The organism is Sphaerochaeta sp. (genome assembly GCA_022482495.1).
Lineage (GTDB): Bacteria > Spirochaetota > Spirochaetia > Sphaerochaetales > Sphaerochaetaceae > RUG023.
In genome coordinates, this window is sequence record JAKVPA010000011.1 from 45,020 (window position 1) to 68,036 (window position 23,017).

19 protein-coding genes and 2 tRNA genes are annotated in these 23,017 nt (G+C 57.3%); 11 read left to right on the forward strand and 10 right to left on the reverse strand.

The window, feature by feature from the left end:
* Nucleotides 1-18 precede the first annotated feature (18 nt).
* Nucleotides 19-465 carry a hypothetical protein gene (locus tag LKE28_10560; protein ID MCH3908643.1) on the reverse strand — a complete coding sequence of 149 codons (447 nt, stop codon included), beginning with the start codon at nt 463-465 and terminating at the stop codon, nt 19-21.
* Nucleotides 466-492: 27 nt separating this feature from the next.
* Here LKE28_10560 and LKE28_10565 point away from each other — a divergent pair, with 27 nt between their 5' ends.
* The gene (locus LKE28_10565; protein MCH3908644.1) at nt 493-1,629 is read left to right on the forward strand and encodes an HD domain-containing protein; all 1,137 of its coding nucleotides are present in this window, start codon (nt 493-495) and stop codon (nt 1,627-1,629) included.
* Here the strand turns inward: LKE28_10565 and LKE28_10570 are convergent.
* Both LKE28_10570 and nrdR read right to left on the reverse strand, forming a co-directional pair.
* The gene (locus LKE28_10570; GenBank protein ID MCH3908645.1) at nt 1,626-2,189 is read right to left on the reverse strand and encodes a nitroreductase family protein; all 564 of its coding nucleotides are present in this window, start codon (nt 2,187-2,189) and stop codon (nt 1,626-1,628) included. The genes LKE28_10565 and LKE28_10570 overlap by 4 nt on opposite strands.
* Before the next feature lie 9 nt (nt 2,190-2,198).
* Nucleotides 2,199-2,663, reverse strand: a complete 465-nt coding sequence (gene nrdR / locus LKE28_10575; protein ID MCH3908646.1) for a transcriptional regulator NrdR — start codon at nt 2,661-2,663, stop codon at nt 2,199-2,201.
* Nucleotides 2,664-2,808: 145 nt separating this feature from the next.
* Between nrdR and LKE28_10580 the strand changes: the two genes are divergently transcribed.
* Both LKE28_10580 and LKE28_10585 read left to right on the forward strand, forming a co-directional pair.
* Nucleotides 2,809-3,471, forward strand: a complete 663-nt coding sequence (locus LKE28_10580) for a hypothetical protein (protein MCH3908647.1) — start codon at nt 2,809-2,811, stop codon at nt 3,469-3,471.
* A gap of 126 nt (nt 3,472-3,597) precedes the next feature.
* Nucleotides 3,598-4,302: a queuosine precursor transporter gene (locus LKE28_10585; protein MCH3908648.1), complete on the forward strand. Its 705-nt coding sequence runs from the start codon at nt 3,598-3,600 to the stop codon at nt 4,300-4,302.
* On the opposite strand, the gene LKE28_10590 is transcribed toward LKE28_10585, so the two are convergent.
* On the reverse strand, nt 4,292-5,095 hold the full coding sequence (locus LKE28_10590; GenBank protein MCH3908649.1) for an inositol monophosphatase: 804 nt from the start codon (nt 5,093-5,095) through the stop codon (nt 4,292-4,294). The two genes, LKE28_10585 and LKE28_10590, sit on opposite strands and share 11 nt — an antisense overlap.
* Nucleotides 5,096-5,179: 84 nt before the next feature.
* Between LKE28_10590 and mfd the strand changes: the two genes are divergently transcribed.
* From mfd to LKE28_10610, 4 genes are read left to right on the forward strand one after another with little or no spacing between them, the layout of a single operon-like run.
* A complete protein-coding gene (mfd, locus tag LKE28_10595; GenBank protein MCH3908650.1) occupies nt 5,180-8,461 on the forward strand; it encodes a transcription-repair coupling factor in 3,282 nt (1,093 codons plus the stop codon).
* Between the two features lie 4 nt (nt 8,462-8,465).
* Complete coding sequence (gene trmB / locus LKE28_10600) at nt 8,466-9,203, forward strand: tRNA (guanosine(46)-N7)-methyltransferase TrmB (protein ID MCH3908651.1); 738 nt, start codon at nt 8,466-8,468, stop codon at nt 9,201-9,203.
* A 56-nt stretch (nt 9,204-9,259) separates the two neighbouring features.
* Nucleotides 9,260-9,886: a hypothetical protein gene (locus tag LKE28_10605; GenBank protein MCH3908652.1), complete on the forward strand. Its 627-nt coding sequence runs from the start codon at nt 9,260-9,262 to the stop codon at nt 9,884-9,886.
* Nucleotides 9,837-11,237 (forward strand): diguanylate cyclase, encoded by a 1,401-nt coding sequence (locus tag LKE28_10610; GenBank protein ID MCH3908653.1) that lies wholly within the window; start codon nt 9,837-9,839, stop codon nt 11,235-11,237. The genes LKE28_10605 and LKE28_10610 overlap by 50 nt, the downstream gene beginning before the upstream one ends.
* Before the next feature lie 55 nt (nt 11,238-11,292).
* On the opposite strand, the gene LKE28_10615 is transcribed toward LKE28_10610, so the two are convergent.
* Nucleotides 11,293-13,380, reverse strand: a complete 2,088-nt coding sequence (locus tag LKE28_10615) for an elongation factor G (GenBank protein MCH3908654.1) — start codon at nt 13,378-13,380, stop codon at nt 11,293-11,295.
* A 102-nt stretch (nt 13,381-13,482) separates the two neighbouring features.
* The gene (gene fusA / locus LKE28_10620) at nt 13,483-15,519 is read right to left on the reverse strand and encodes an elongation factor G (protein MCH3908655.1); all 2,037 of its coding nucleotides are present in this window, start codon (nt 15,517-15,519) and stop codon (nt 13,483-13,485) included.
* Nucleotides 15,520-15,607: 88 nt separating this feature from the next.
* On the opposite strand from fusA, the gene LKE28_10625 reads away from it, so the two are divergent.
* Entirely contained in the window at nt 15,608-16,105 is a 498-nt protein-coding gene (locus tag LKE28_10625; GenBank protein ID MCH3908656.1) for a hypothetical protein, read from the forward strand.
* On the opposite strand, the gene cadA is transcribed toward LKE28_10625, so the two are convergent.
* The 4 genes from cadA to LKE28_10645 form a co-directional block, all read right to left on the reverse strand.
* Nucleotides 16,074-18,167, reverse strand: a complete 2,094-nt coding sequence (gene cadA / locus LKE28_10630; GenBank protein ID MCH3908657.1) for a cadmium-translocating P-type ATPase — start codon at nt 18,165-18,167, stop codon at nt 16,074-16,076. The genes LKE28_10625 and cadA overlap by 32 nt on opposite strands.
* An 81-nt stretch (nt 18,168-18,248) precedes the next feature.
* On the reverse strand, nt 18,249-19,544 hold the full coding sequence (locus LKE28_10635; protein MCH3908658.1) for a chloride channel protein: 1,296 nt from the start codon (nt 19,542-19,544) through the stop codon (nt 18,249-18,251).
* A gap of 42 nt (nt 19,545-19,586) precedes the next feature.
* Nucleotides 19,587-20,951, reverse strand: a complete 1,365-nt coding sequence (locus tag LKE28_10640; protein MCH3908659.1) for an aldehyde dehydrogenase — start codon at nt 20,949-20,951, stop codon at nt 19,587-19,589.
* Nucleotides 20,952-21,000: 49 nt separating this feature from the next.
* Entirely contained in the window at nt 21,001-21,684 is a 684-nt protein-coding gene (locus LKE28_10645) for an MgtC/SapB family protein (protein MCH3908660.1), read from the reverse strand.
* A gap of 196 nt (nt 21,685-21,880) precedes the next feature.
* Between LKE28_10645 and LKE28_10650 the strand changes: the two genes are divergently transcribed.
* From LKE28_10650 to LKE28_10660, 3 genes are all read left to right on the forward strand, one after another.
* Nucleotides 21,881-22,777: a GGDEF domain-containing protein gene (locus tag LKE28_10650; GenBank protein ID MCH3908661.1), complete on the forward strand. Its 897-nt coding sequence runs from the start codon at nt 21,881-21,883 to the stop codon at nt 22,775-22,777.
* A gap of 37 nt (nt 22,778-22,814) precedes the next feature.
* Nucleotides 22,815-22,890: transfer RNA gene (locus LKE28_10655), tRNA-Lys, on the forward strand.
* A 4-nt stretch (nt 22,891-22,894) separates the two neighbouring features.
* Nucleotides 22,895-22,966, forward strand: a tRNA-Glu gene (locus LKE28_10660).
* The last annotated feature ends 51 nt before the right edge of the window (nt 22,967-23,017 follow it).

The window sequence follows — 23,017 nt, forward strand, 5'->3', positions numbered from 1 at the left end:
GCTTCCTCCGGAACAGGTTCAGAATTGGTCGAAATAATCCGTCCACTCGGATGGATAGATGCCACGGTCAAAGGCACGTGGCTTGCCGTTTGCAAGGAGCTTGAGGCTTTCTTCCTTGGCTTCCATTGCTCTGGCGTCAACTTTCAGCTGCCAGCGGCTCTCCGCGAGGTCCTTTTTGACGCGTTCCTGGTAGTTGTTCTCACGGATCACCCGTTTCAAGGCGTAGTGGAACGTGATGACGATGGCGTACCACAGGACGGACAGGAGGGCATCGACCAAAATCGAGGTGCTGAATGGAGATGCGGACCCAAACAGCAACATACCATTGCTAAGCCCCATCGCCAAGGTGAACAGCAGGGGAAGTATCCAATATTGCCCCCCCTTCGCACACAGGAACCTGATGCACGCGCCCAGCGTGGCGAAGTTGCAGAGCAGGCAAAAAAGCGGGAGCAGATATTGTTCCATGACAGAACAAGATGTTACCATATGCTCATGCGGTTTTGCAATCAATTGAGCGATGACGTATTGAAGAAGCGTGAACGGCTCCGGACGAGCGACATACGGGGGGATTACTATCGTGACACCACGGCGATCATCCACAGCTCTCCGTTCCGTCGGCTGAAACACAAGACGCAGGTGTTTTTCGCACCGAGCAACGACCATATCTGCACCCGGATGGAGCACTGCCTCCATGTGGCATCCATCGCAAGCACCATCTGCCGTGGGCTTGGAATGGACACCGAACTGGCATGGGCCATCGGCATGGGGCATGACCTTGGCCACACCCCGTTCGGCCACACCGGGGAACGGATCATTTCCCGGTTGATGGAAGAGCGGGGATTTCCGCCGTTTGAACACGAGGTCAACAGCCTTAGGATGGTGGATTTCCTTGCTGACAAAGGAAAAGGATTGAACCTTACCTATGCGGTGAGAGATGGTATTGTCAGCCATTGCGGAGAACATTTCACCCAAAGCCTCGCTCCGGATTTCACCGTCAAGGATCTGTCGCGCATCACTTCCCGCAAGGGCTTGGTACCCGCCACGTGGGAAGCGGTGGTGGTTCGTTTTTCCGATTCCATCGCCTATCTGGGACGGGACTTCGAAGACGCCTGCCGTCTTGGAGTGATCGAAGCGTCCTCGCTTCCCGCCTTGGTCAAGGACAAGCTGGGAACCACCAATGGAGAGATCATCAACAGTCTGGTCAATGACATCATCGATTCCAGTGACGGGACAGGGATCCGTTTCAGTGATGCGCTGTTCCCTACCGTCCTCGCCATGAAGGATTTCAACTACCAGCACATCTACCAATCCGACATGCTCCGTGGGTATGACGCCTATTTCTCCCGTCTGATCCGTCTGGTGGTGGACTATCTGGAGCGGTTGGACAGGGAAGGAGGCGACAACGAGGCGTATTACCGACAGGAACAAAACCTGCTTGCATTAGGCTACTACCGCCATCGTATGGAGATGCGTGACGCCTATCTGACTCATGACGGGAATCTCTCCCGGATGGTGTTCGACTATGTCGCCGGCATGAGCGACAATTTCTGCTTGGACTGCGCCGACGAAATCCTCAAGCCGATCCACATCGGGGAGTCGGCGATGGGCAAGTGGTTTGACGCCCGTTAGAGCAAAATGTCGGTGAGTTTCCGTTTGGGAACGTGGAGCGTTCCCTGCGCATCTTTGTAATACTTCACCGAGTCGGTCATCTCTTCCAGAACAGGGTGTTCTCCTTTCTTCCCCAGCGCCAGGACGGTGTGGATGACGATGTGTTCGTCCAAATGCAACAGCGCGTGGATCGCTTTCCGGTCGATGGCTCCCATGACGCACACACCGATGCCCATGCTTTCGGCGAGGAGGATCAGATTCTCCGCCGCCATTCCCGCGTCGGTGTCGTACCCTTCCTTTTTCACCGTGGTGTCAGCGCAGAGGACAATGTACGCCACCGGGCGTTCCCCTTCCTTGGGATTTCCGTTCGGAGCGATGTATGCCGCCCAATGGACCAGCGGAAACATCGCTCCCACTTCCTTGGGATCATTGACGATCCGGTAGCGCAGCGGCTGCAGGTTGGCCGCGCTGGGGGCAAGGCGCGCCGCGTCCACCAGACGAAGCAACGTCTCTTTCGGAATAGGCTCCTGCAAGAACTTCCGGATCATTCTTCTTCCGTGGATCGCTTCCTCAACCGTCATGGCATCCTCCTAATTCAGCTCTTTGCCCAGATTCTCGATTTCCTGGATGAATTGCCCCAGGTCATTGTACGCCCGGTAGACGGCGGCGAACCGCACATAGGCCACCTTGTTGAAGTTCTTCAGTTGCCGGAGCGTCTCATCCCCGATGGCCGAACTCTGGATCTCACGGGTGTTGCTGGCCCTGAGGTTCAGCGCGTCCTCCACGTCCTGGGCGAGGTTGACGATCTGCTCTTCGCTGACCACCAGCTTCTCCGTGCAGGCGCGGATGGAACGTTGCAGTTTCTTTTCATCAAACGGTTCCCTGCGGCCGTCCCGTTTGATGACCATCAAGGTACGGTCCTCCACCTTTTCGTAACTGGTGAAGCGGAAGCCACAGTCCGTGCACTGACGTCTGCGGCGGATGGAAGTTCCGCTGCGGTTGGTGCGGGATTCCAGCACTTTGTCTTTCATCGATCCACAATGGGGGCAACGCATATCCAAAGTATACGGGATATGGAAGGAAAGTACAATTGTGCGTATCGCAACAGAATACCTGGTTTTTCAGGGGTGCTACTGTTCATTCTGTTGCAATTCCCCAGTCTTTGTGCGTATGATAACACCGAAAGAGGAAGAGAGGCGTATGGCGGAATCGGTTTCCAGTTATGTCAAACGGATCGTGGACAAGTCACCGTTCATCCACGAGATGCTGATCAGCGGCATTCTGTCGTACAGCAATTACGCCGAGTCGATCCAGCCTGAGGTGGAGAAGCTCTGTGGCGCCAAGGTGAAAAGCGCCGCCATCGTCATGGCGCTCCGCAGGTACGCGGAGGATCTGAAGGGACGGGAAACGGAGCAGCATGCCGGTAATGTCGAGTACCAGATCGTGATGAAGACCAACATCTTCGACCTGAACCTGGTCAGGAGGGACAGCTTCATCTCCAAACTGGGGGTGCTTTACTCGCAGATATCCCCGGAAAAAGGGGATTTCCTGAACATCTCCCTGGGAAGCCATGAGATTTCCCTGGCGGTTTCGGAGAAATACCGTCCTCTTGTGGAACACCTGTCCGAGGGGGAGGAGATCCTTCACCGGATGGAAGACCTGGTCGCCCTGTCGCTGGTGTTCACCGGGGATTTCCTGCAGACGCCTGGCATCGTGTATGAGGCGGTGCGCCGTCTTGCCTGGGAGGAGATCAACGTCATTGAGATCATCTCGACGATGAACGAACTGACGTTCGTCATCCGCAGGGAGGACTCGATGCGGGCCTTCGAGGTGTTGCAGAGTTTTCTTGCAAAAGGTGCGTGATTTCTGCTATAGTCGGAAAAAACCGGAGACGGATAGCGCGGCCATGGAGGTCGATGGGGTGGTGCAGCACCCCAGCCGTGATGGCGCCAGGGTTCCTCCGGTGCTTCTTTGTTCAGGTGGTTTTGTATGACAAACAACCTTCTTTGGATCGTCCAGCTGCTCGTGGACTTCTCCCTGATCATGCTTGCGTTTCGGCTCTGGGGCAAATACGGACTGTACGTCTGGTGCGCCATCAGTGTGATCGTCGCCAACATCCAGGTGACGAAGAACGTCATGCTCTTCGGCATGGACGCGACGCTGGGCAATGTGCTGTACGCGACAAGTTTCCTGGCTACCGATCTGCTTTCTGAGTTCTATGGACCCAAGCAGAGCGGGAAAGCCGTCTGGGTGGGGTTCTTTGCGTTGGTCTCGATGACGGTGATGATGCAGCTGGCGCTGTTTTTCCAGCCCAGCGCCTCGGACATCGGACAGGCGGCGCTCTCCCAGATCTTCGGGCTGATGCCCCGCATCGCACTGGGCTCCCTGATCGCGTATCTCTGTTCCAACACCCACGACATCTGGGCGTTCGAGTTCTGGAAAAAACGGAAACCGGGCAAGCGTACCTTGTGGATTCGGAACAATTTCTCCACCATGGTCAGCCAGGCGATCGACACGGTGATCTTCACGTTGATCGCCTTTGTCGGCGTCTATCCCAAGGATGTGGTGATCTCCATCATGATCAGCACCTACGTGCTGAAATGGGTCGTCGCCGTGTGCGACACTCCCTTCATGTATCTTGGGCGCAAGTGGTTCGACGAAGGTAAAATTCCGGAAGACCCGTTCAGCAGGTGACAAAGAGCCGGTGACGGAGGAATTCCGTCGCCGGTTTGGTTCCCGCGAAGACCGGAGGCGCATACGGCTTGCGTTCCACCAGGAACGCGTCATCGTACCGCAGCGGAGTGCCGTCGGCATGGACGATGTCCATTCCTTGGCTGCGGAGGACGGCGTGGCTTGCCGCCACATCCCAGACGTAGCCGTGGAATTCGGCGCACGCCTGGATGCCGCCGAACACCACCGGAGAGGCGAAGTGGAGGATGGAGGAGCCGAAACAGCGGATTTTACCGGGAAAGCCGGAGACTGAAATATGCTTGAGGGCTCCGCTTCCGATGACGATCTGCTTCACGATATCCTTGCCTTTTGCTGCTTGGAACGGAGAACCGTTCAACAGCAAAGGTTTTCCGGGATCAAGACGGAGGAACATGCCGGGGGCGGAGAGCCCGAACCGAGGGGCGAAGATCATCGCGCCGACTGGTTCCCGCCTCTCGTCAAGAATTCCCAACGCGATGGCCCAGGAGGGGAATCCCTGCTGGTACATTTCCGTCCCATCGATCGGGTCGAGGATGAACGTGCATTGCACTTCATCGGAAAATGGTGTCGTTTCTTCCTCGCTGATCACATTGGCCTGGGGAAACAGCTGGTGCACCAACGACAGGATCGTATGGGAGATGAACAGGTCGGACGGCGTGACCGGGCTGCCATCCGCCTTTGCCGTCACATTGATTCCTTTCTGATGGTCTACGGCGTACCGTCCGCATTCCTCCATGGCATGGGCGATGCGGTCCAACTTTTCTTCATCAAGCGTCATGCATCCAGTGTAGTGAAATGAAACGGCTTTTCCAAGAGCCATGCTGTTGCAGAATGCAACCGGTTCATGGTAGGGTAGCGGCGTATGGAAACAGCATTGGAAGCTTCGGTGCGGGAGTATCTCACGACAAGCGAAGCCTATCAGGCATGCCTTGCCGGCAGGCCGTCTTTGCGCGCCCAGGGGATTGAGGGATTCCCTCTTGCCATGCTTGCCCGGCTTATCGCCCGCAAGAAGAACGGTCGTGTCTGGGTGGTGTGCCCGACGGAGGAAGTCGCCCTGATGATGCTCCGCGACTGTGGAATTCCGGTCAACGGTCGGAAAGTCGAGGCTCTTTCCACCAGCGAGATGAACTGCGTCTACCTTCCTTCCAGCGGGAAAATCCTTTCGTTGGATGAACCGGACGATGGGAACTCCTCATATGAACGAATCCGTGCGCTTTCCCGTATCCATGAGATGAAAAACGGATTGGTGGTCACCCATCTCCGACCGTTCGTCGCTCCGGTACCTTCCACGGGGCTGATCGCCGCTTCCACGCTTTCGTTTACCGTCGGCGGGCCGTTTGAAAGTACACGGTTTTCCGAGACTTTGGTACAGGCCGGATACGTCCGCAGTCCCGCCACCACCAATCCGGGGGAGTTCACCCTCCGGGGAGAAGTGATGGATGTCTTTCCCTATGGATCCGACACCCCGTTCCGGCTGTATGCCGATTGGGACAAGGTGGGGAAAATCAGTACATTTGATCCCCTGACCCAACAGACAAAACAGGAAGTCAAACAGGTTTCTTTGACGTTACCCACAAATCAAACTACCGAGTACGGTATCTTAATAGATTCATATATACAAAAAGGTGACTATTTCATCTGGGTTGGGGATCAACGGCTTACCACCAGCTTCAAAAGTCTGGAACTGGAGGCGAAGGCGTTCTACCGGGAGGCGTACCGCAGTGGGGGAAGCGCCAATTTGGATGACATCCTGTTTGATTACACGTCGTTCCACCAACGCTGGACCGATTCGTTGACGGTGATGGATATCCGTGGTCAGGATCCCGAGGCGTTTTCCTTTGACATCGACGGACCACGGTCTTACTTCGGCAGCGTGACGCTCCTCAGGCAGGATCTCACCGGTCTTTCCAAGGATGGATGGCGCATCACGGTGTTTTCCGCAACCGCTCCGCAGACAGAGCGCCTGAAGCAGATGCTTTCCATATATCCGAAGATCCAGTACGAGACGCGGGAGATATCCGGAGGATTCTCCATCGCCCGGCTGAAAGTCATCGCCATTTGTGAACATGAGATCTTTGGCCACCGGCGCCAGATGGTCAAGACACTGCAGCACGTGCAATCCAGTCCGTTGGACAGCTTCGTCGATCTGAACGAAGGCGACTACGTGGTCCACATCAACTATGGCGTCGGACGGTTCATCAAGATCGACCGGGTGAAGAGCTTCGGCAAAGAACGGGATTACATCAAGATCCAGTACGCCGACGAGGAGATGCTGTACGTACCCATCGAGCAGGCCAACCTGGTGCAACGGTACATCGGCAGTGAAGGCGGGGCGCCGAAACTGGACAAGCTGGGAGGGACCGGCTGGGCGCACAAGAAAGCCAAGGCACGGAAGAGCGCCGAGGAACTGGCTTCCAAGTTGATCGACCTGTACGCCAAACGGAAGAACTCCGTCGGATACGCGTTCCAGAAGGATACTGACTGGCAACTGCAGTTCGAAGCCTCGTTCCCCTATGATGAGACGCCGGACCAGCTTGCCTGCATCGAAGACATCAAGAGCGACATGGAAAAGCCCATCGTGATGGACCGCCTGATCTGCGGAGATGTCGGCTATGGCAAGACGGAGATCGCCTTCCGTGCGGCGTTCAAGGCGGTGATGAGCGGCAAGCAGGTGGCGTTCCTCGCCCCTACGACGATTCTTGCCGAGCAGCACTACCGGAACTTCCTTGCCCGGACCAAGGATTTTCCGGTGCGCAGCGCCCTGATGAGCAGAATCATTTCGCAAAAAGACCAGAAACGGGTCAAGCTCGACCTGGTGGAGGGCAGGGTGGACGTCCTTTTCGGCACACACCGGATTCTGCAGAAGGACATCCTGTTCAAGGATCTTGGCCTGTTGGTCGTCGATGAGGAGCAGCGTTTCGGCGTGAAGGACAAGGAACGCATCAAGGAGATGCGCCTTTCCATCGATTGTCTTTCCCTTTCCGCCACCCCGATCCCCCGTACGCTGTACATGTCCCTGCTGAAGATCCGCGATATGTCGTTGTTGACCACCCCTCCCATCGAACGGCTTCCCATCAAGACGTTCATCCAGCAGTATGACGAGGGGCTGGTCGTCAAGGCGATCAAGGAAGAGGTGGCCCGGGCAGGACAGGTGTTCTACCTGCACAACCGGATCGAGACGTTGGATGAAGTGGTCCGCTTCCTCCGTGCCGATCTCCCCGGGGTGATCATCGAGAGCGCCCATGGCCAGATGGACAGCGACGAGCTGGAGGATACGATGCGTCGTTTTCTCAGTGGCGGCATCCAGGTGCTGGTCTCCACGACGATCATCGAGAACGGCATCGACATCCCCAACGTCAACACGATCATCATCGACCGGGCTGACCGCTATGGGGTCAGCCAGCTGTACCAGCTCCGGGGCCGGGTGGGCCGAGGCGACCAGCAGGCGTACGCCTACTTGTTCTACCCCAATGACGAGACACTCTCCGACGTGGCGTTGAAACGGCTTCGGGTGATCAGCGAGAACACCGAGCTGGGCTCGGGGTTCAAGGTGGCGATGAAGGACATGGAGATCCGCGGGACGGGCAATCTCTTGGGACGGGAGCAGAGCGGGCAGGTGGCTTCCGTTGGGCTTGACCTGTACATCAAGATTCTGGATGATGCCATCGAAACGCTGCAGAAACACGGCTTGAAGGAAGAGGATCGGGATGTGTTCCTGGAGCTGGATTACACCGGCTTCATCCCGGATACATACATCACCGCTCCTTCGGTGAAGTTTGACGTGTACCGGAGGATCGCCGGCATCCGTACCGAAGCGGAGCTGGAGGCGTTCACCGGGGAGCTCGCCGACAAGTACGGCCCGATCCCAGAGGAGGTGGCCAACCTGCTGTACATCGCGGAGATCAAGATTCTCTGCCGCAAGCTGTCCATCGTCCATCTGACGGAACGGCAGGGAACGGTGACGCTGGAGTTCGGCAGAGTTGCCGACGTCAACCCCCAGAAGGTGATCGCCCTGATCAAGCAGAGCGGGAAATCGGTCTGGTACGACCAGCGGCGCGGCAATTTCCTGTTCATGAAGACGGACAAGGTGTCATTGAAGGACAAGGCGTTGTTCCTTCTGGAAAAACTGGAACGATTGAGGTGATCGGATGCAACGGACGCAACAGGATGTGTATCAGGATATTCCCGAACTCAAACGGGTCGAGGTGCCCCGCGACGACCATCGCAGGGAGGTGAAGAGCTATGTGCTTCGCAGCGGCTATCTTCATGAGTCGGACCTTCAGTCGCTGAAGCGGTATTTCCCCCAGTATGGAATCCCGTACCGGGATGAAGTGACCGATTTCCCCGCGTTGTTCCCCAAACGGCAACCCCTGTGCGTTGAAATTGGTTTCGGTATGGGGGACGCCACCCTGAGGATCGCCAAGGAACGTCCCCAGTATGATTACCTGGGGCTTGAGGTGTTTCTCACCGGTTTCGCCCGTCTGATGCGCAGGGTGGGGGACGAGGCGATCCCCAACCTCCGGTTGATGCGTTTCGACGCGGTGACGGTCCTCCGCACCATGGTGGCTGACGGATCGGTTTCCGCTTTCCATATCTTCTTCCCTGATCCCTGGCAGAAACACCGGCAGCAGAAACGCCGCCTGATCCAACCGCTCTTCGCTTCCCTGCTTGCCCAGAAACTGGAGAAGGGCGGATACATCTACTGTGTCACCGACTGGGAGGAGTACGCCGAGCAGATCAAAGAGGTGCTGGGAGCCACCGAAGGGCTGGTCAATCCATATGGTGGGTATGCCGATCCTCGTCCCTGGCGGCCTCAGACCCATTTCGAGGAAAAAGGATTGGCCGCTCAACGCCCCATCCGGGAGATCTGGGTGGAAAAACAGTGAAAAAACGGCTTGCACGACCGTGCCGGTTTTCTGCATACTTGCTCGTATAGGAAGCCATGGTGAACCTTTTTGTGCTCATGCCGCTTGCGTTACTTCTGAGTCTGTACGTAGTCAGCTCCGCTTCTCAACCGCGGATGCATGGCCTCCGTGGCACGCTGGAGACAGGATTCCTCTTGGGGCTCTGTTGCGTGCTTGCAGCCCTTCCTGCGCTGTTTTCCGGGGAAGGATATGCCGTTCTCGGTTTCCCCAGATGCTGCTTTTTCTCCTTGACCGTGTGGTATGGACCGGCCGTGATGGCGATCCCCCTCGTTTTCGCCTGTGCGCTTTCTCTTCTGGCTCCGGAATCCGGTATGACGGCAGCTTGGTTCGGGTATGGCCTTTGTTTTCTCGTCGGGGTGCTGGTGCATCATACGGAACGGAAGCAAGCCATTCCTGCAACGCTTTTTGTGGTGGGTGCCTTGGCCGCATTCGGCGGAACGATGCTTTTTGCCGCAGGGGGGAAACAGCTGTCGCTTCCGACCATTATTTCGTTCCTTCTCTCCGCCATGGTGGCGTCCCTCTCTTCCTGCCTTTTCGTCTGGTTGGTCCGTCTTCTGGAGGAAAAAGGGGATGCGGCAAAACGGTTGGCCGTCCGTGCCAAAAGCAATTCGTTTCGTTGTTTGGCAAAACGCCGGTGGCGATGACGCTCTCCGAACCGGAGAACGGCGTGTTTGCCTGTCGGCGAACGAAGCGTTCCAGCGGATGATGGGATACGGAAAACAGGAAATGCTTTCGCTGGGATGGAAGGGGCTTGTCTGCGGGCAGGACGCCGATGTGTGGGAACGTGGGATGTGCGTCCCTGGTTCCGAGGAGAAGCGCGTGCAGGTGCGGTTGCGTACGGCGGATGGATCGTTGCTCTGGACGGAAGTGGTGATGACCTCTTTCCCCTGTTGTCAGGTACAGAAGGTGCTGGGAGTCGTCCGTGACATCACACGGGAGAAGGAGGAGGAGCTCAGGCTTTCCTACGCGGGGTGCCATGACACGTTGACCGGCCAGTACAACCATACCGCTTGGGAAGAGAAGGTCAGGGAACTTTCCATCGAGCATGAGGATGTTCCCCTTGCCGTGGTGGTCGGGAATCTCCATTCCGTCAGTATGATCAACAGCATGTTCGGCAGGCAGGTAGGGGACCAGCAGATCAAACGGTTTACCGACATTTGCGCCGATTGTCTTCCCCAGGGTGGCTATCTGGCCCGCACGGATGGGGACGAGGTGTCCCTGTTGCTTCCCCGGCATGACGCGCGGATGGCAGAAGCGTTGACCGAACGGATTCTCTCCCGTCTTTCCTGCCATACGGTGGGTGGGATGATTACGCTCTCTGCGTCTTTTGGCATTGCAACCACCAACCAGGTCACGGACGATGTCGGGGCGGTGGTGGAGAAGGCGGAGGATGACCTTGAAGCGCGACGCATCTATGACAACGGAGAGGGCAAAGGAAATGTCGTCACGGTGATCCTGAACAGCCTGCAGGCGAAGAGCCCACGGGAGGAACAGCATTCCCAGCGGGTCGGCGACGGGAGCGCCGCGTTGGCCCGTGCCGCCGGTCTCAGCCCCCGGCTGGTCTCCCAGATGCGCGTCGCGGGATTGCTCCATGACATTGGGAAGATCGGGGTGGATGAGCAGATACTGAACAAACCGGGCAAGCTGGATGTCCAGGAACGGGAAGCGGTAAAACGGCATTCCGAAATTGGTTCACGGATCCTTTCTTCCTGTGTCCAGACAGCCCCGTTGGCAAGTTGGGTACTTGCCCATCATGAACGGTATGATGGATGCGGGTACCCCAGAGGTCTGAAAGGAACGGACATTCCGTTGTGTTCCCGGATCCTCGCCGTGGTGGATACCTGGGACGCCATGGTCAGTGACCGCCCGTACCGCAAAGCGCTCACCCCGGACCAGGCGGCAGCGGAGATTCAGAGAGTCAGCGGAACCCAGTTGGATCCCGACCTTGCGCGGCTGTTCATCACCCGCGTGCTGCATCGTCCCTGGGCAGCCTGATCCAAACAAAAACGACCGGGGATTGCCCGGTCGTCGACGTACCAGAAAAAAACGGTTATTCTTCTTCGTCCGTCTTCATGTGTTTCTTTCCTTCCTCGATCACCTCATCGGCGAGTTTGCCGGTCAGTTTCTCGTAGTGGTCGAACTCCATGTCGAACGAACCGGTCCCGCTGGTCATGCTCTTCAGATCCACCACGTAGTTCAGCACTTCGGACTGGGGGACCAACGCCTTGACCACCTGCAGTGAGCCTGCTTCCTCCTGTCCGAGCACACGTCCCCGTTTGGAGGAGAGGTCGGAAAGGATCGCTCCAAGGTATTCGTTGTCCACGTAGATCTGGATGCTCATGATCGGCTCGAGCAACACGCATCCCGCTTTGGCCAGCGCCGCCTTCATCGCGCCTTTTCCGGCGAGTTTGAACGCCATGTCGCTGGAGTCGACGGGATGTTCCTTGCCGTCGATCAGGGTGATGGCGATGTCCACCATCGGGTAGCCGGCCAGGAACCCTTCGGCCATCTGCTCATGCAGTCCTTTCTCGATGCCGGGAATATACCCTTTGCTGATCGCCCCCCCCTTGATGGCGTTGGTGAACACGTACTGCGCGCCCCGTTCGGACGGTTCGATCTGCAGGACCACCTTGGCGTACTGGCCGTGACCGCCGGTCTGTTTCTTGTGGGTGTATTCGGCAAGCCCGCTCGGCTTGGTGATCGTCTCGCGGTACGCAACCCGGGGAAGCTTGGTGTGGATGGTGATCTTCTGTTTGTCCCGGATCTTGTCCAGGATCATGTTTAGGTGCAGTTCCCCGAGACCCGCCACATAGCTTTCCTTGGTTTCTTCGTCGAACCCGGTCTTGAAGGTAAGGTCTTCCTCAGCGACACGGTACAACGCCTCGTTCATCTTCACTTCGCTCTTCTTGTCATCCGTACTGATGGCAAGCTTGTACACCGGAGAGGGGAGTTGCAACGGTTGGAACGTGTACGTCGCGTTGGAATCCTCAAGGAGCGAACTGTTCGTCATGATCGCATCCGCCTTGGCGATGATGCCGATGTCCCCTGCGGGAAGCGCGTCCGTCTCCACCAGCTTGCGGCCGACCATCCGGTAGACCTTCATCGGTTTCTCCTTCTTGCCGCTGGGGCGTACCACCATCTCGGTGTTTCCGGTAAGCGTACCGGTGACCACCTTGACGAACGAGAGCCTGCCGTTGAACTGGTCCAGCGTCGTCTTGAAGCAGTAGCCGCTGAAAGCTCCGTCCGGCGTGATGGCCAGGTCGTGATGCTGTCCATGAGCGTCCAGGATCCATTCCTTTCTCCCCAGCGGGGAGGGGAAGTTGTTCTTGATGAAGTTCAGGAGTGTACCCACACCCAGTCCCAGGCTTGCCTGTCCGCAGAAAACCGGGACGACACGGTTGTTGGCGAACCCTTCCCTGAGTCCACGGCGGATGTCATCCGCTTCCAGCGTGCCTTTGTCAAAGTATTTTTCGATCAGGTCATCGGCGCCTTCGGCGGCGGACTCCACCAATTGGGCGTGGAACTGGTCGTACAGGTCCTGGTATTCCGCCGGCACTTCACTGGAGGCCAGTTTTCCTTTGTCATCCAGGAAATAGGCTTTGTCTTCGATCAGATTGATCACGCCGCGGAAATCCTTTCCGCTTCCCACCGGGATGCTCAACGGGACGAAAGAGAGTTTGAACCGCTCCTTCAGCTCGTCGATGATCTTGGTATAATCAGCGCGTTCCTTGTCCATCTTGTTGATGAACACGGCGCGTGGTTTGTTTCTGTTGTCAAGGTGACGCCACAGTTTCAGCGTCTCGATCTGGATGCCATCAACAGCATCGATCAGCATCAACGCCGTTTCGCAGGAACGGAAGCCGCAGATGGCCTCTCCGATGAATCCCGCGGTTCCCGGCGTGTCCAGGATATTCAACGTCTTCCCGTTCCAGGGAAAAGAGCAGAGGGACGTATGAACGGAAATCTTCTTGGCGATCTCCTCCTCAGTGAAATCACTCACTGTCTTGCCATTCTCGATCGTTCCGTAGGACGGGATGACACCCGCCTGGAACAGCATCTGCTCGACCAACGTGGTTTTACCGGTGCCGTTGTGCCCGACGATCGCCACATTCCGGACATCCGAACTCACAACGCTCATATCTCCTCCTTTGTTGGGCTTTGGGACCCAATAAATTCATCGTACGACCCGATTGTGCATCTGTCAAAATAAATCGTGCCGGGAGGAGAAATGGGAAAAAAGCTATTTCTTCGTGGTCTGCTGGTAGTGGCTGAACTCCATGGTGAAGCTTCCTCTGCCCTGGGTGGCGGAGCGAAGGATGGTGGTGTATCCGAACATCTGGGTCATCGGCGCCTCGGCGTTGATCACGTCCCCGGTGGGATGGCTCTCCATGCTGGAGACAATGCCGCCCCTGCTGGTCAGGGAGGAGATCACTTCTCCGACATACGGGGTAGGAACGACGCAAACCACCTTCATCACCGGCTCCATCAATACCGGACCTGCCTGGGACGCCACCTTGTCGAAGCACATCGCCGCGGCGGATTCCATCGCCACGGCGGTGGAGGTCAGTTCGTTGTACTGGATGTCCGTCACTTCGGCGATGATGTCCGTACAGGCGTAGCCGTAACGGATTCCGCCTTTCATGGCGTTTTCCACACCGGTTTGGATGGCGTTGTACAGATCTTCCGGCATGCCGCCATGGACCCGGGCAGCGCACACGTACTTGGTGCCTTCGCCCTGGGCTGCCGGTTTGACCGTCATGGTGACGCCTGCGAAGTTTTCCTTGTTGGCGATCACCTTTTGGAACGTTTCCGTACCGGAAGCTTCCTGGGAGACCGACTCACGATAGGAAACCTGGGGCTTGCCGACCCGCGCGTTGATCTTCATTTCTTTGGTCAGCCGGGTGACGATGACATCCAGATGGAGCTCTCCCATGCCGCTGATCAACAGCTGCCCGGTCTGTTCGTCCTCCTTGTAGGAGAACGTCGGATCCTCCTGGGCAAGCATGGCAAGCGCGTTCTTCAGTTTTGTCTGGTCGTCCGCCGTCGCCGCCTCGATGGCCACGCTGATCACCGGGTTGGGGAAGTGCATCTTCTCCAGCAGAATCTGCTGGCCTTCGCTTCCCAGCGTATCCCCCGTCTGGGCTTCCTTGAAGCCGATGATCACGCCGATGTCCCCGGCTTCCAGCTCCGTCATGTCCTCGCTGCGGTCGGCGTGCATTCGGAGAATTCTGCCGATCCGTTCGCGTTTCTTCTTGGAGATGTTCATGATCATCTGGCCTTTCTTCAGCGTTCCGGTGTACACACGGACGAAATCCATCGGACCGGCCTGCGGGTCGACCTGGATCTTGAAGACCAGGGCGAGGGGCGGTTTGTTGGTGTCATGGGATACCTGCACTTCCTTGCCCGTCTTCAGGTTGACGCCGGTGATGGCCGGAACCTCGCTGGGAGAGGGAAGATAGTCGACGATGCCGTCGATCAACGGCTGGACGCCCATGTCCCTGAGGGACGAGCCGGCGAACATGGGAAGCGCCTTACGCTGGATGGTCGCTTCCTTCAACGTCCGCTTGATCAGATCCACAGGAATCTCCTTGCCGTCGAAGTAGAGCTGCATGATCTCATCGCTGAACGAGGAGACGGCGTCGATCAACTTCTCCCGCCAAGTGTCTGCCATCTCCTGCAACGCTTCGGGGATGGGGTTTTCCGTCACCGTTTTGCCGAAGTCGGAATCATCGAAGGTGAGGTACTTCATGGAGAGCAGGTCGATGACCCCGTTGAACCCGCTTTCCGCGCCGACAGGGATGTTCACCGGCACCGGGTTGGCGCCGAACTTTGCCTTGACCTGTTCCAGGACATCGAAGAAATCAGCGCCCATCCGGTCCATCTTGTTGACGAAGCCGATCCGGGGTACGTGGTAGGTGTCCGCCTGGCGCCAGACGGTTTCCGTCTGGGGCTCCACGCCACCGACGGCGGAGAAGACGACGATGCCGCCATCCAGGACGCGGAGGGAACGTTCCACCTCCGCGGTGAAATCGACATGTCCCGGGGTGTCGATGATGTTGATCTGGTACCCTTTCCAGAAACAGGTCGTCGCCGCGCTGGCGATGGTGATGCCGCGATCCTGCTCCTGGGGCAGGAAATCCATCGTCGCTTCCCCGTTGTCCACTTCCCCGATCTTATGGTTTTCCCCTGTGTAGAACAGGATCCGTTCCGTCGTTGTGGTCTTTCCGGCGTCGATGTGCGCCATGATGCCGATGTTTCGTGTCGTTTTTTCGTCCATACTCACCCTCGTCCTCAAGCAAGAAACCTTACCATAGAACGGTCCTTTGTGCTAGGGTGGAAAAGAAATCATCGAAAGGAGAGGACGTATGGTTTGGTGGATCCTGTTTGTCGTGCTCTGGCTCATCTATGTGGTGGCTGTCCGGTCGAAACTGTCCGGTCTGAGTCACCGGCTGAACGACGTGACGACGGAGATCAACGCCGCTTTGAACGACCGGCGTTCCCTGGTTTCCGATCTTCCCGGAATCGTCAGAGCTCCGACGGACGCGCTGAAGGATATCTTCCGTCAGCGGGATGTCCTCTCCTCTGACGCGCCGACGGAACAGAAGGTCGCCTCGTGCCTGGTGATGGACCAGGCGCTCGGCAAACTGAAGGAAGAGGGGACGATCATCGCGACAAATCCCGCCGCCCCAACGTTGCTGGACACGCTCGCGTTGAACAGAGAGCGGCTCTCCCGCGCGGCGGACCGCTACAACGATCTGGCAAACGATCTGAACGAGACGATCCACTCGTTCCCCTCCCGCTGGGCTTCCCGCGGCTATCGCCGTGTGGAACTTATTTCTTCAGCAAAATCCGCAGCGAATTGAGGATCGCCAGGATCGCCACGCCGACATCGGCGAAAATGGCCATCCACATGTTGGCGATGCCAAGGGCTCCGAGAATCAACGTCAGCACCTTGATGGAAATGGCGAACGTGATGTTCTGCTTCACCGTCCGGTTGGTCCGTTTGGCGATGGCCACGGCGTCGCCGACCCGGGTGATGTCGTCCGTCATGACGACGATGTCGCTCGCCTCGATGGCGGCGTCGCTTCCCATGCCGCCCATGGCGATGCCCACATCAGACAGACCCAGCACCGGGGCGTCATTGATGCCGTCTCCCACATAGGCCACTTTGTGGCCGTTCTTCAGGCTTTCAAACGCCGCCACCTTGTCCTGGGGAAGCAGTTCCGCCTTGACGCTGGTGATGCCGATCTCCCCGGCGACTTCCTGGGCCACCGCCTTGTTGTCCCCGGTGAGCATCACCAGGTTGCGGAGCCCAAGCTGTTTCAGTTTCTGCAGTGTCGGTTTGACGCCATCCTTCAGCGTGTCGCTGACCCATATCGTGCCGGCATGGACGCCGTCCACCACCACTTCCACCACGGAAGCGGCGCTCGTCTCATGGCTCTGGATCGCCACGCCTTGGTCGGCGAGCAATTTCGCGTTGCCGCAGGCCACCTTGTGTCCGTCCACCATCCCGATGATTCCTTTGCCGGAGAGCTCATGGGCGCCTTCGGCGGGTTTTTGGTCAGGCAGCACGGCGTGGATGGCACGGGCGATGGGGTGGTTGCTTTCCGATTCCACCGATGAAGCGTAGGAAAGGACCTGTTCCATGGTGAACCCTTGGTAGGGGATCGTCCTGGTGACGGTGAACGTTCCTTTGGTCAGCGTGCCCGTCTTGTCGAACGCCATGGAGTCAGCCTCGGAAAGGGCCTGCAGGTAGTTGCCGCCTTTGACCATCACGCCCCGCTTGGCAAGAGCCCCGATGCCGGAGAAGAAAGAAAGCGGGACGGAAATGACCAGGGCGCAGGGGCAGCTGATGACCAGGAACACCAGCGCGCGGTACAGCCATTTCTGGAAATCACCGACGAACAGGGTGGGGATGACGGCCAGCGCGATGGCGGAGAAGACCACCACCGGGGTGTAGTACCGTGAGAACTTGGTGATGAACTGTTCGCTGGGGGCTTTGCGGTTGGAGGAATCCTCCACCAGATCCATGATCCGCTTGACGGTGGAATCCTGGTAAGCTTTGGTGACGGTGACCAGCAGGGTCCCATCCGTATTGACGCAACCGGAGACCACCTCGTCCCCGACGGTCACCTTGCGGGGGACCGGTTCTCCCGTGATGGACTTGGTGTCCAGGAACGACGTACCGCTCTTCACGATGCCATCAAGAGGGATCTTCTCCCCGTTCTTTACCTTGACGATGGATCCGACGGCGACGTTTTCGCTGGGAGTCACCGTTTCCTTGCCATCGGCAACCACCAGGGCGGTGTCGCTCTTCAGATCCATCATGTCGGCGATGTTCTTGCGTGAGGACTCCACCGCCTTGTCCTGGAAGTATTCGCCCACTTCGTAAAACAGCATGACGGCGGCCGCCTCACGGTAGTCACCCAGCGCGATGGCGCCGATGGACGCAACGGCCATCAGGAAATTCTCATCGAACAGCTTTCCTTTGAACAGGTTCTTCAGCGCGTTGAACACCACTTCGTAGCCGCAGATGGCGTAGCTTGCCAACGCGATGTACGGGATGCCGGAAACGAAGGAAGCGATGAACACCACCAAGGCGACCAGCATCCGCACCAGCTCCCAGTCGATGGATTTCTTCTCATTGATGACGCCGCAGACGCAGTGTTCATGGTTGCAGTACGGGCAGATGCCGTCATGCATCACCCGCAGTTCCATTTCGTCTTCCGTCTCGTTGGCGGTGCGTTCCACGTTCTTCCAGAAAGATTCAGTGGGGTCCGTCTTCGCCGTAACGGTCATCTTCATCTGCAGGAAATTGACGTTCGCCTTTTCCACACCGGGGAGGGCGGCGACAGCCTGTTCCACTTTTGCGCCACACTCCGCGCAATCGAGATTCCTCAGCTTCCATACCCGAGTCCTGTCCATTTCCAAGCTCCTTCTTAATCAATCATCATATGATGATTTAATGATATATTGAGGAGTTTGTCAAGGTTTTCCGGAAAAACCTTACGCTACGCCATGGGCGGTGAAGTGGAACAACGTACCCTGTTTTTCGTAGATGCCTTTCATGCCGCTGACGCTGTAGCTGACCATGCAGACGAAGAACAGCGCCTCAGGGTTGGCGAAGCCAAAGATTTCCAGTCCCAGCATGAAACAGGCAAGGGGAAGTTTCGTCGCTGCGGAGAGCATGCCAAGCGCACCGAAACAGGTGATGGCGCTCAGGGGAAGCTCGGCAAGGCCGGAGAACAGGGAGGATGCGGTGGAACCGAGGACCATGATGGGGATCACCTCGCCTCCGACAAATCCGCTTCCGATGGACAGCACGGTCAGCAGCATCTTGCCCAGCGGAATGTACCATGCCACCTGGGTGCCGATCAAAGCGGAGGAAAGGCCGTTCAGGCGCCAATCCCCGATGATCTCGGCAAACAGGAACGAGAATGCGAGCAGCAACACCGAGCTGAACAGGGTTCTCGTCCAAACGGACGTGAATCGTTTGGATAGCCAGGCGCGGTATCCTCCGGCCAGAAAGATGAACAGCATGCTGAACAGTCCCATGGCGACGGCAAGGAGAAAGAGTGTCACAAACACCATGGGAGTCAGGGTGACCTCCTGGGACGGGGTGGGGCTCAACGTGGCGATCCCCAGCAGGTTCTTGCTGATGAAACAGGCGGTGAAGCTGGCCATCAGGGAGGGGATGAACGCCTCGCTTCGGTTCACCTGGGGGGAGGAGAACTGCAGGCCAAACAGCGTGCCAGCCACCGGCGCGTTGAACAAGGCGCCGAAGGCTGCCCCGGCGCCGCAGATCATCCAGATGCCGGTATCCGTCGGGTCATGGTGTTCCAGGTGTTTGGGAAGCAGGACGTCCTCCAGACGGGCCACATAATTGCCCACCGAGGCTCCAATCTGCACGCCCGCGCCTTCCTTGCCGGTGGAAGCCCCCACCAAGTGTGAGATCATGGTTGAGAGATACAGCAGCGGAACCATCTTCGCCGAGATGTTTTCCGCTGTCTTTTCGTCGTCATGGGCGCTGGTCGGGCTGACCAGGGCGATCAACCCATGGTTGATGATCTCGATCACCTGTGCGGTGCCGCTTCTCAGGTACGGCCCCAGCGTCTGGTACAGCCACGCGGTGATGATCGCACCCAGCGGGAGGGCCATCTGCAGCGATACGTGCGCGCTCCGGAGTCCGGAAATCTTGACGATGGCGGTGGTGAGCAACCACATGGCCGCCCCCACCACGACTCCCAACGCGATGCCTCTGATCAACCAACGGACATACCGTCCCACATGTTTCCCGTTCATATGTTCCCCATTGTACGCAAAAAAGAAGGTGAGGAAAAGCGTTTACATCAGCTTCTTCGCCGTCTTCAGTTTTCCCTTGTATGGCGCGTAGCGGAGCGGGATGTCCGGGTGGGCCGGTTTGACCAAGATGCTCTTCAAATGGCTGAACGTCTCGAATCCATCTTTTCCATGATAGCGGCCCATGCCGCTGGACCCGACGCCGCCAAAGGGCATGTTGGGGTTGGCCAGGTGGCAGACGCAGTCGTTGATGCAGCCGCCTCCGTACAGCAAATGGTGGACGACGTGATCCTGTCGTTCATGATTGTTGGAGAACAGATACAACGCGAGCGGATGCTCCCGGTCATTGATGAACGCCAGCGCGCCATCAAAATCATCGAACGGAATGACGGGGAGGATCGGGCCGAAGATCTCCTCCTGCATCACCGGACTCTGGGGGTCGGGATTCTCCAGAATGGTCGGCGCAATCTTCCGTGTCGCGTCGTCGTGGGTGCCTCCCAGGACGATCTTCCCCGAACCCAGCAGTCCCCGCAGCCTCTGGTAGTGTTTCTCGTTGATGATATGGGGAAAATCAGGGCAGGTGAGGGGGTCGTCGGTATACATCTGTTTGACCTCGGCGCCAAACGCTTTGATGAACGCGTCCATCTTGCGTCGGTCGACCAGCACGTAGTCCGGGGCGACGCAGGTCTGTCCCGCGTTGAGGCACTTGCCCCAGGCGATGCGGCGCGCCGCCAGGGGAATGTCCGCCGTCTCGTCAATGACCACCGGGCTTTTGCCGCCCAGCTCCAACGTCACCGGCGTCAGGTATTTGCTGGCCGCTTCCATAACGACTTTCCCTACCTTGGGGCTGCCGGTGAAGAAGATGTGGTCGAACCGCTGGGCCAGAAGCGCGGTGTTCATCTCCGACCCCCCTTCGTAGGTCCGGACCACATCCGCAGGGAACGCGCCATCCAGCATCTGCTTCAGCGCCGCGCTGGTATGGGTGCTGTAGCGGGATGGCTTTACCACCGCCACATCTCCCGCGCTGAAAGCCGCCACCAACGGGGCCAGCGTCAGCTGTACGGGATAGTTCCATGGGCTCATGATCAACACAACGCCGACCGGTTGGGGAATGATGTAGTTGGAAGACGGATAGTTTGCCAGGGCGCCGGCCACACGGCGGGGATGCATCCAGCCGCCCAGATGCTTCAGGGCGTAGTCGATCTCCCCGTACACCATCCCGATCTCCGTGATGTACGATTCGTACACATCCTTGCCCAAGTCGAGGCGGAGGGCTTCGGAAAGCGCCCCTTCGGATGCTGCCAGCGCTTTTTTCAGTGTGGTCAGTTGCTGTACCCGCCAGGCCCGCTCATACGTCTTGCCGCTTCGGAACGCGTCACGAAGCGCATTGATTTCCTCGTTCAGATCCATACTTCCCGTCCTTACCACGAAGCATAGCAGGGGGAAAGAGGAAGGACAATCAGTTGGACGGGTAATATTCGATGCTGGAGATGTACGGATACTCCTTGAACTCCTTCATGATGGACTCTTCTCCGAATTCCTGGGGGAAGACGACGCCTAGCCGGAGCACGATATTGTCTCCATCCCGGTCCATCTGCATGTTCTTGATCTGGATCTTCTTTTCCGCAAAGGTCTTGTCCAGCATCTCTTTGGTGAACAGATCGGCGGGAACCACCATTTGGATGGTGCCGAACAGCTGGGAAGCAAAGATCTTCAGTGGTCGGTGCAGCAGGAACTGGATCAACAGGATCAGGAGGGTGGTGCAACCGCTGAGGAGAAACATGCCGGCACCGGTGGCGATGCCTACGCCCACCGTGGCCCACAGGCCCGCCGCGGTGGTCACGCCGGTGATGCTTTCCTTACGGACGAAGATCACACCGGCACCGAGAAAACCGATGGCGGTGACGACGCCGGCGGCGATACGTGAGACATCTAACGACACCCCTTTGGTTCCAAGGACGTCCCAGAATCCGTATTTGGAAACGATCATCATCAGACACGAAGAGAGCGCAACCAAAATGTGCGTCCTGATACCGGCGGTCTTGAACCGTTTTTCACGCTCGAATCCGATGCACGCACCGAAAAAGGCGGAGACAAGGATTCTGGTGAGATACTGCAGATTCATCGCATAAAAAGTTTCCATAGCCAAACATTCCTATCCACAGGATGATCATGACATTCTACCACGTTTTCCCGATTCGGGTATTCGAAAGAATCATCTCTTTTGCAACACGTTTGCTGTTTTTTCGGTTTATCGGTTTTTTCCCCATATCATTGAACTTATTGATTGTGCTATACTTGCACGACAAACAGATGTTTCGGCGGCATGGGAGGACAGGGTGCAGACGAAGGTCACACAACAAGAAGCTGAATCATACCTGAAGGCGCTTGCCATGGACAACGAGGTGGTTCGCTTCGTTGATCCTGAACGAGGCGTAGTGCAGAATCTCCAAGGGGAGGATGGTGGAAAATGCCATGATCTCTGGGGACGATGCAATCATTGCGAGAATTGCACATCCATCCGCGCGCTCCGTACCAAAGGGAAGGCCTGCAAGATCGAGATGTTGGGCGGCCATACCTATTGGGTGACGTCCCGGTATCTGGAGATCGATGGTACTCCTCGGATCAGTGAGGCGGTGCAGGATGTCTCCGGCGATCTGCTTGCCGACAGTGACCGTGATGACAAGACGACGGCCCTTCTGGATGGCTATAAGCAGATGGCCATCACCGATTCGCTGACCGGAGTGTACAATCGACGTTTCCTTGATGAAAACTTCATTCCATCACTTGCCTGTTGTGAGGATCCTGGACTGGTCGTCAATATTGGTTTCATTGACATGGATGGGTTCAAAGGGGTCAACGACCGGTACGGCCATGTGGCGGGCGACCAGTTGCTGAGGGATGTCGCTGGGTTTTGGAAACGACGGTACGACTCCCGCGCCCGGGGGCATGAACGGCTGGTCGTCCGTTTTGGTGGGGATGAGATATTGGTTATCGCCTGTGGCATGCACGCTGCCCAGTTCCGGGAGGAGATGGCCCGATATGACGGTGAGATGGTGAAGATATGCCACCTGCCGGACCAACAATTCCCATTTGATTATTCCCTTGGGATTGCCTCCAGCGAAGAACTCGGGCCTTCCTGGAAGTGGGATGACCTGTTTGACTCTGCCGATCACCGGATGTACGTGGATAAAAAGGGCCCAGGCCCAAAAAAACCGGAAAACACTTTACATTGAGGTTGATTACATGTTATAAAGCTGATGGTTTTTGTGTGGGCCGCTAGCTCAGTTGGTAGAGCAACGCCCTTTTAAGGCGTGGGTCACAGGTCCGAATCCTGTGCGGCTCACCAGTTCGTCTCCATCGTCTAGGGGTTAGGACAACGGGTTTTCATCCCGTCAACGCTGGTTCGATTCCAGCTGGAGATGCATTCAATCCCCATAGAAACACGTGAAAAGCTCTTCTTCGGAAGGGCTTTT

What these genes read in the sequence shown, in the direction of transcription:
- LKE28_10560 (MCH3908643.1), bottom strand. Translation starts at nt 465, where the DNA reads ATGGAACAATATCTGCTCCCGCTTTTTTGCCTGCTCTGCAACTTCGCC.
- LKE28_10565 (MCH3908644.1), top strand. Translation starts at nt 493, where the DNA reads ATGCGGTTTTGCAATCAATTGAGCGATGACGTATTGAAGAAGCGTGAA.
- LKE28_10635 (MCH3908658.1), bottom strand. Translation starts at nt 19,544, where the DNA reads ATGAACGGGAAACATGTGGGACGGTATGTCCGTTGGTTGATCAGAGGC.
- LKE28_10580 (MCH3908647.1), top strand. Translation starts at nt 2,809, where the DNA reads ATGGCGGAATCGGTTTCCAGTTATGTCAAACGGATCGTGGACAAGTCA.
- fusA (MCH3908655.1), bottom strand. Translation starts at nt 15,519, where the DNA reads ATGGACGAAAAAACGACACGAAACATCGGCATCATGGCGCACATCGAC.
- LKE28_10640 (MCH3908659.1), bottom strand. Translation starts at nt 20,951, where the DNA reads ATGGATCTGAACGAGGAAATCAATGCGCTTCGTGACGCGTTCCGAAGC.
- cadA (MCH3908657.1), bottom strand. Translation starts at nt 18,167, where the DNA reads ATGGACAGGACTCGGGTATGGAAGCTGAGGAATCTCGATTGCGCGGAG.
- trmB (MCH3908651.1), top strand. Translation starts at nt 8,466, where the DNA reads ATGCAACGGACGCAACAGGATGTGTATCAGGATATTCCCGAACTCAAA.
- LKE28_10625 (MCH3908656.1), top strand. Translation starts at nt 15,608, where the DNA reads ATGGTTTGGTGGATCCTGTTTGTCGTGCTCTGGCTCATCTATGTGGTG.
- LKE28_10645 (MCH3908660.1), bottom strand. Translation starts at nt 21,684, where the DNA reads ATGGAAACTTTTTATGCGATGAATCTGCAGTATCTCACCAGAATCCTT.
- LKE28_10605 (MCH3908652.1), top strand. Translation starts at nt 9,260, where the DNA reads ATGGTGAACCTTTTTGTGCTCATGCCGCTTGCGTTACTTCTGAGTCTG.
- LKE28_10570 (MCH3908645.1), bottom strand. Translation starts at nt 2,189, where the DNA reads ATGACGGTTGAGGAAGCGATCCACGGAAGAAGAATGATCCGGAAGTTC.
- LKE28_10585 (MCH3908648.1), top strand. Translation starts at nt 3,598, where the DNA reads ATGACAAACAACCTTCTTTGGATCGTCCAGCTGCTCGTGGACTTCTCC.
- LKE28_10615 (MCH3908654.1), bottom strand. Translation starts at nt 13,380, where the DNA reads ATGAGCGTTGTGAGTTCGGATGTCCGGAATGTGGCGATCGTCGGGCAC.
- mfd (MCH3908650.1), top strand. Translation starts at nt 5,180, where the DNA reads ATGGAAACAGCATTGGAAGCTTCGGTGCGGGAGTATCTCACGACAAGC.
- nrdR (MCH3908646.1), bottom strand. Translation starts at nt 2,663, where the DNA reads ATGCGTTGCCCCCATTGTGGATCGATGAAAGACAAAGTGCTGGAATCC.
- LKE28_10590 (MCH3908649.1), bottom strand. Translation starts at nt 5,095, where the DNA reads ATGACGCTTGATGAAGAAAAGTTGGACCGCATCGCCCATGCCATGGAG.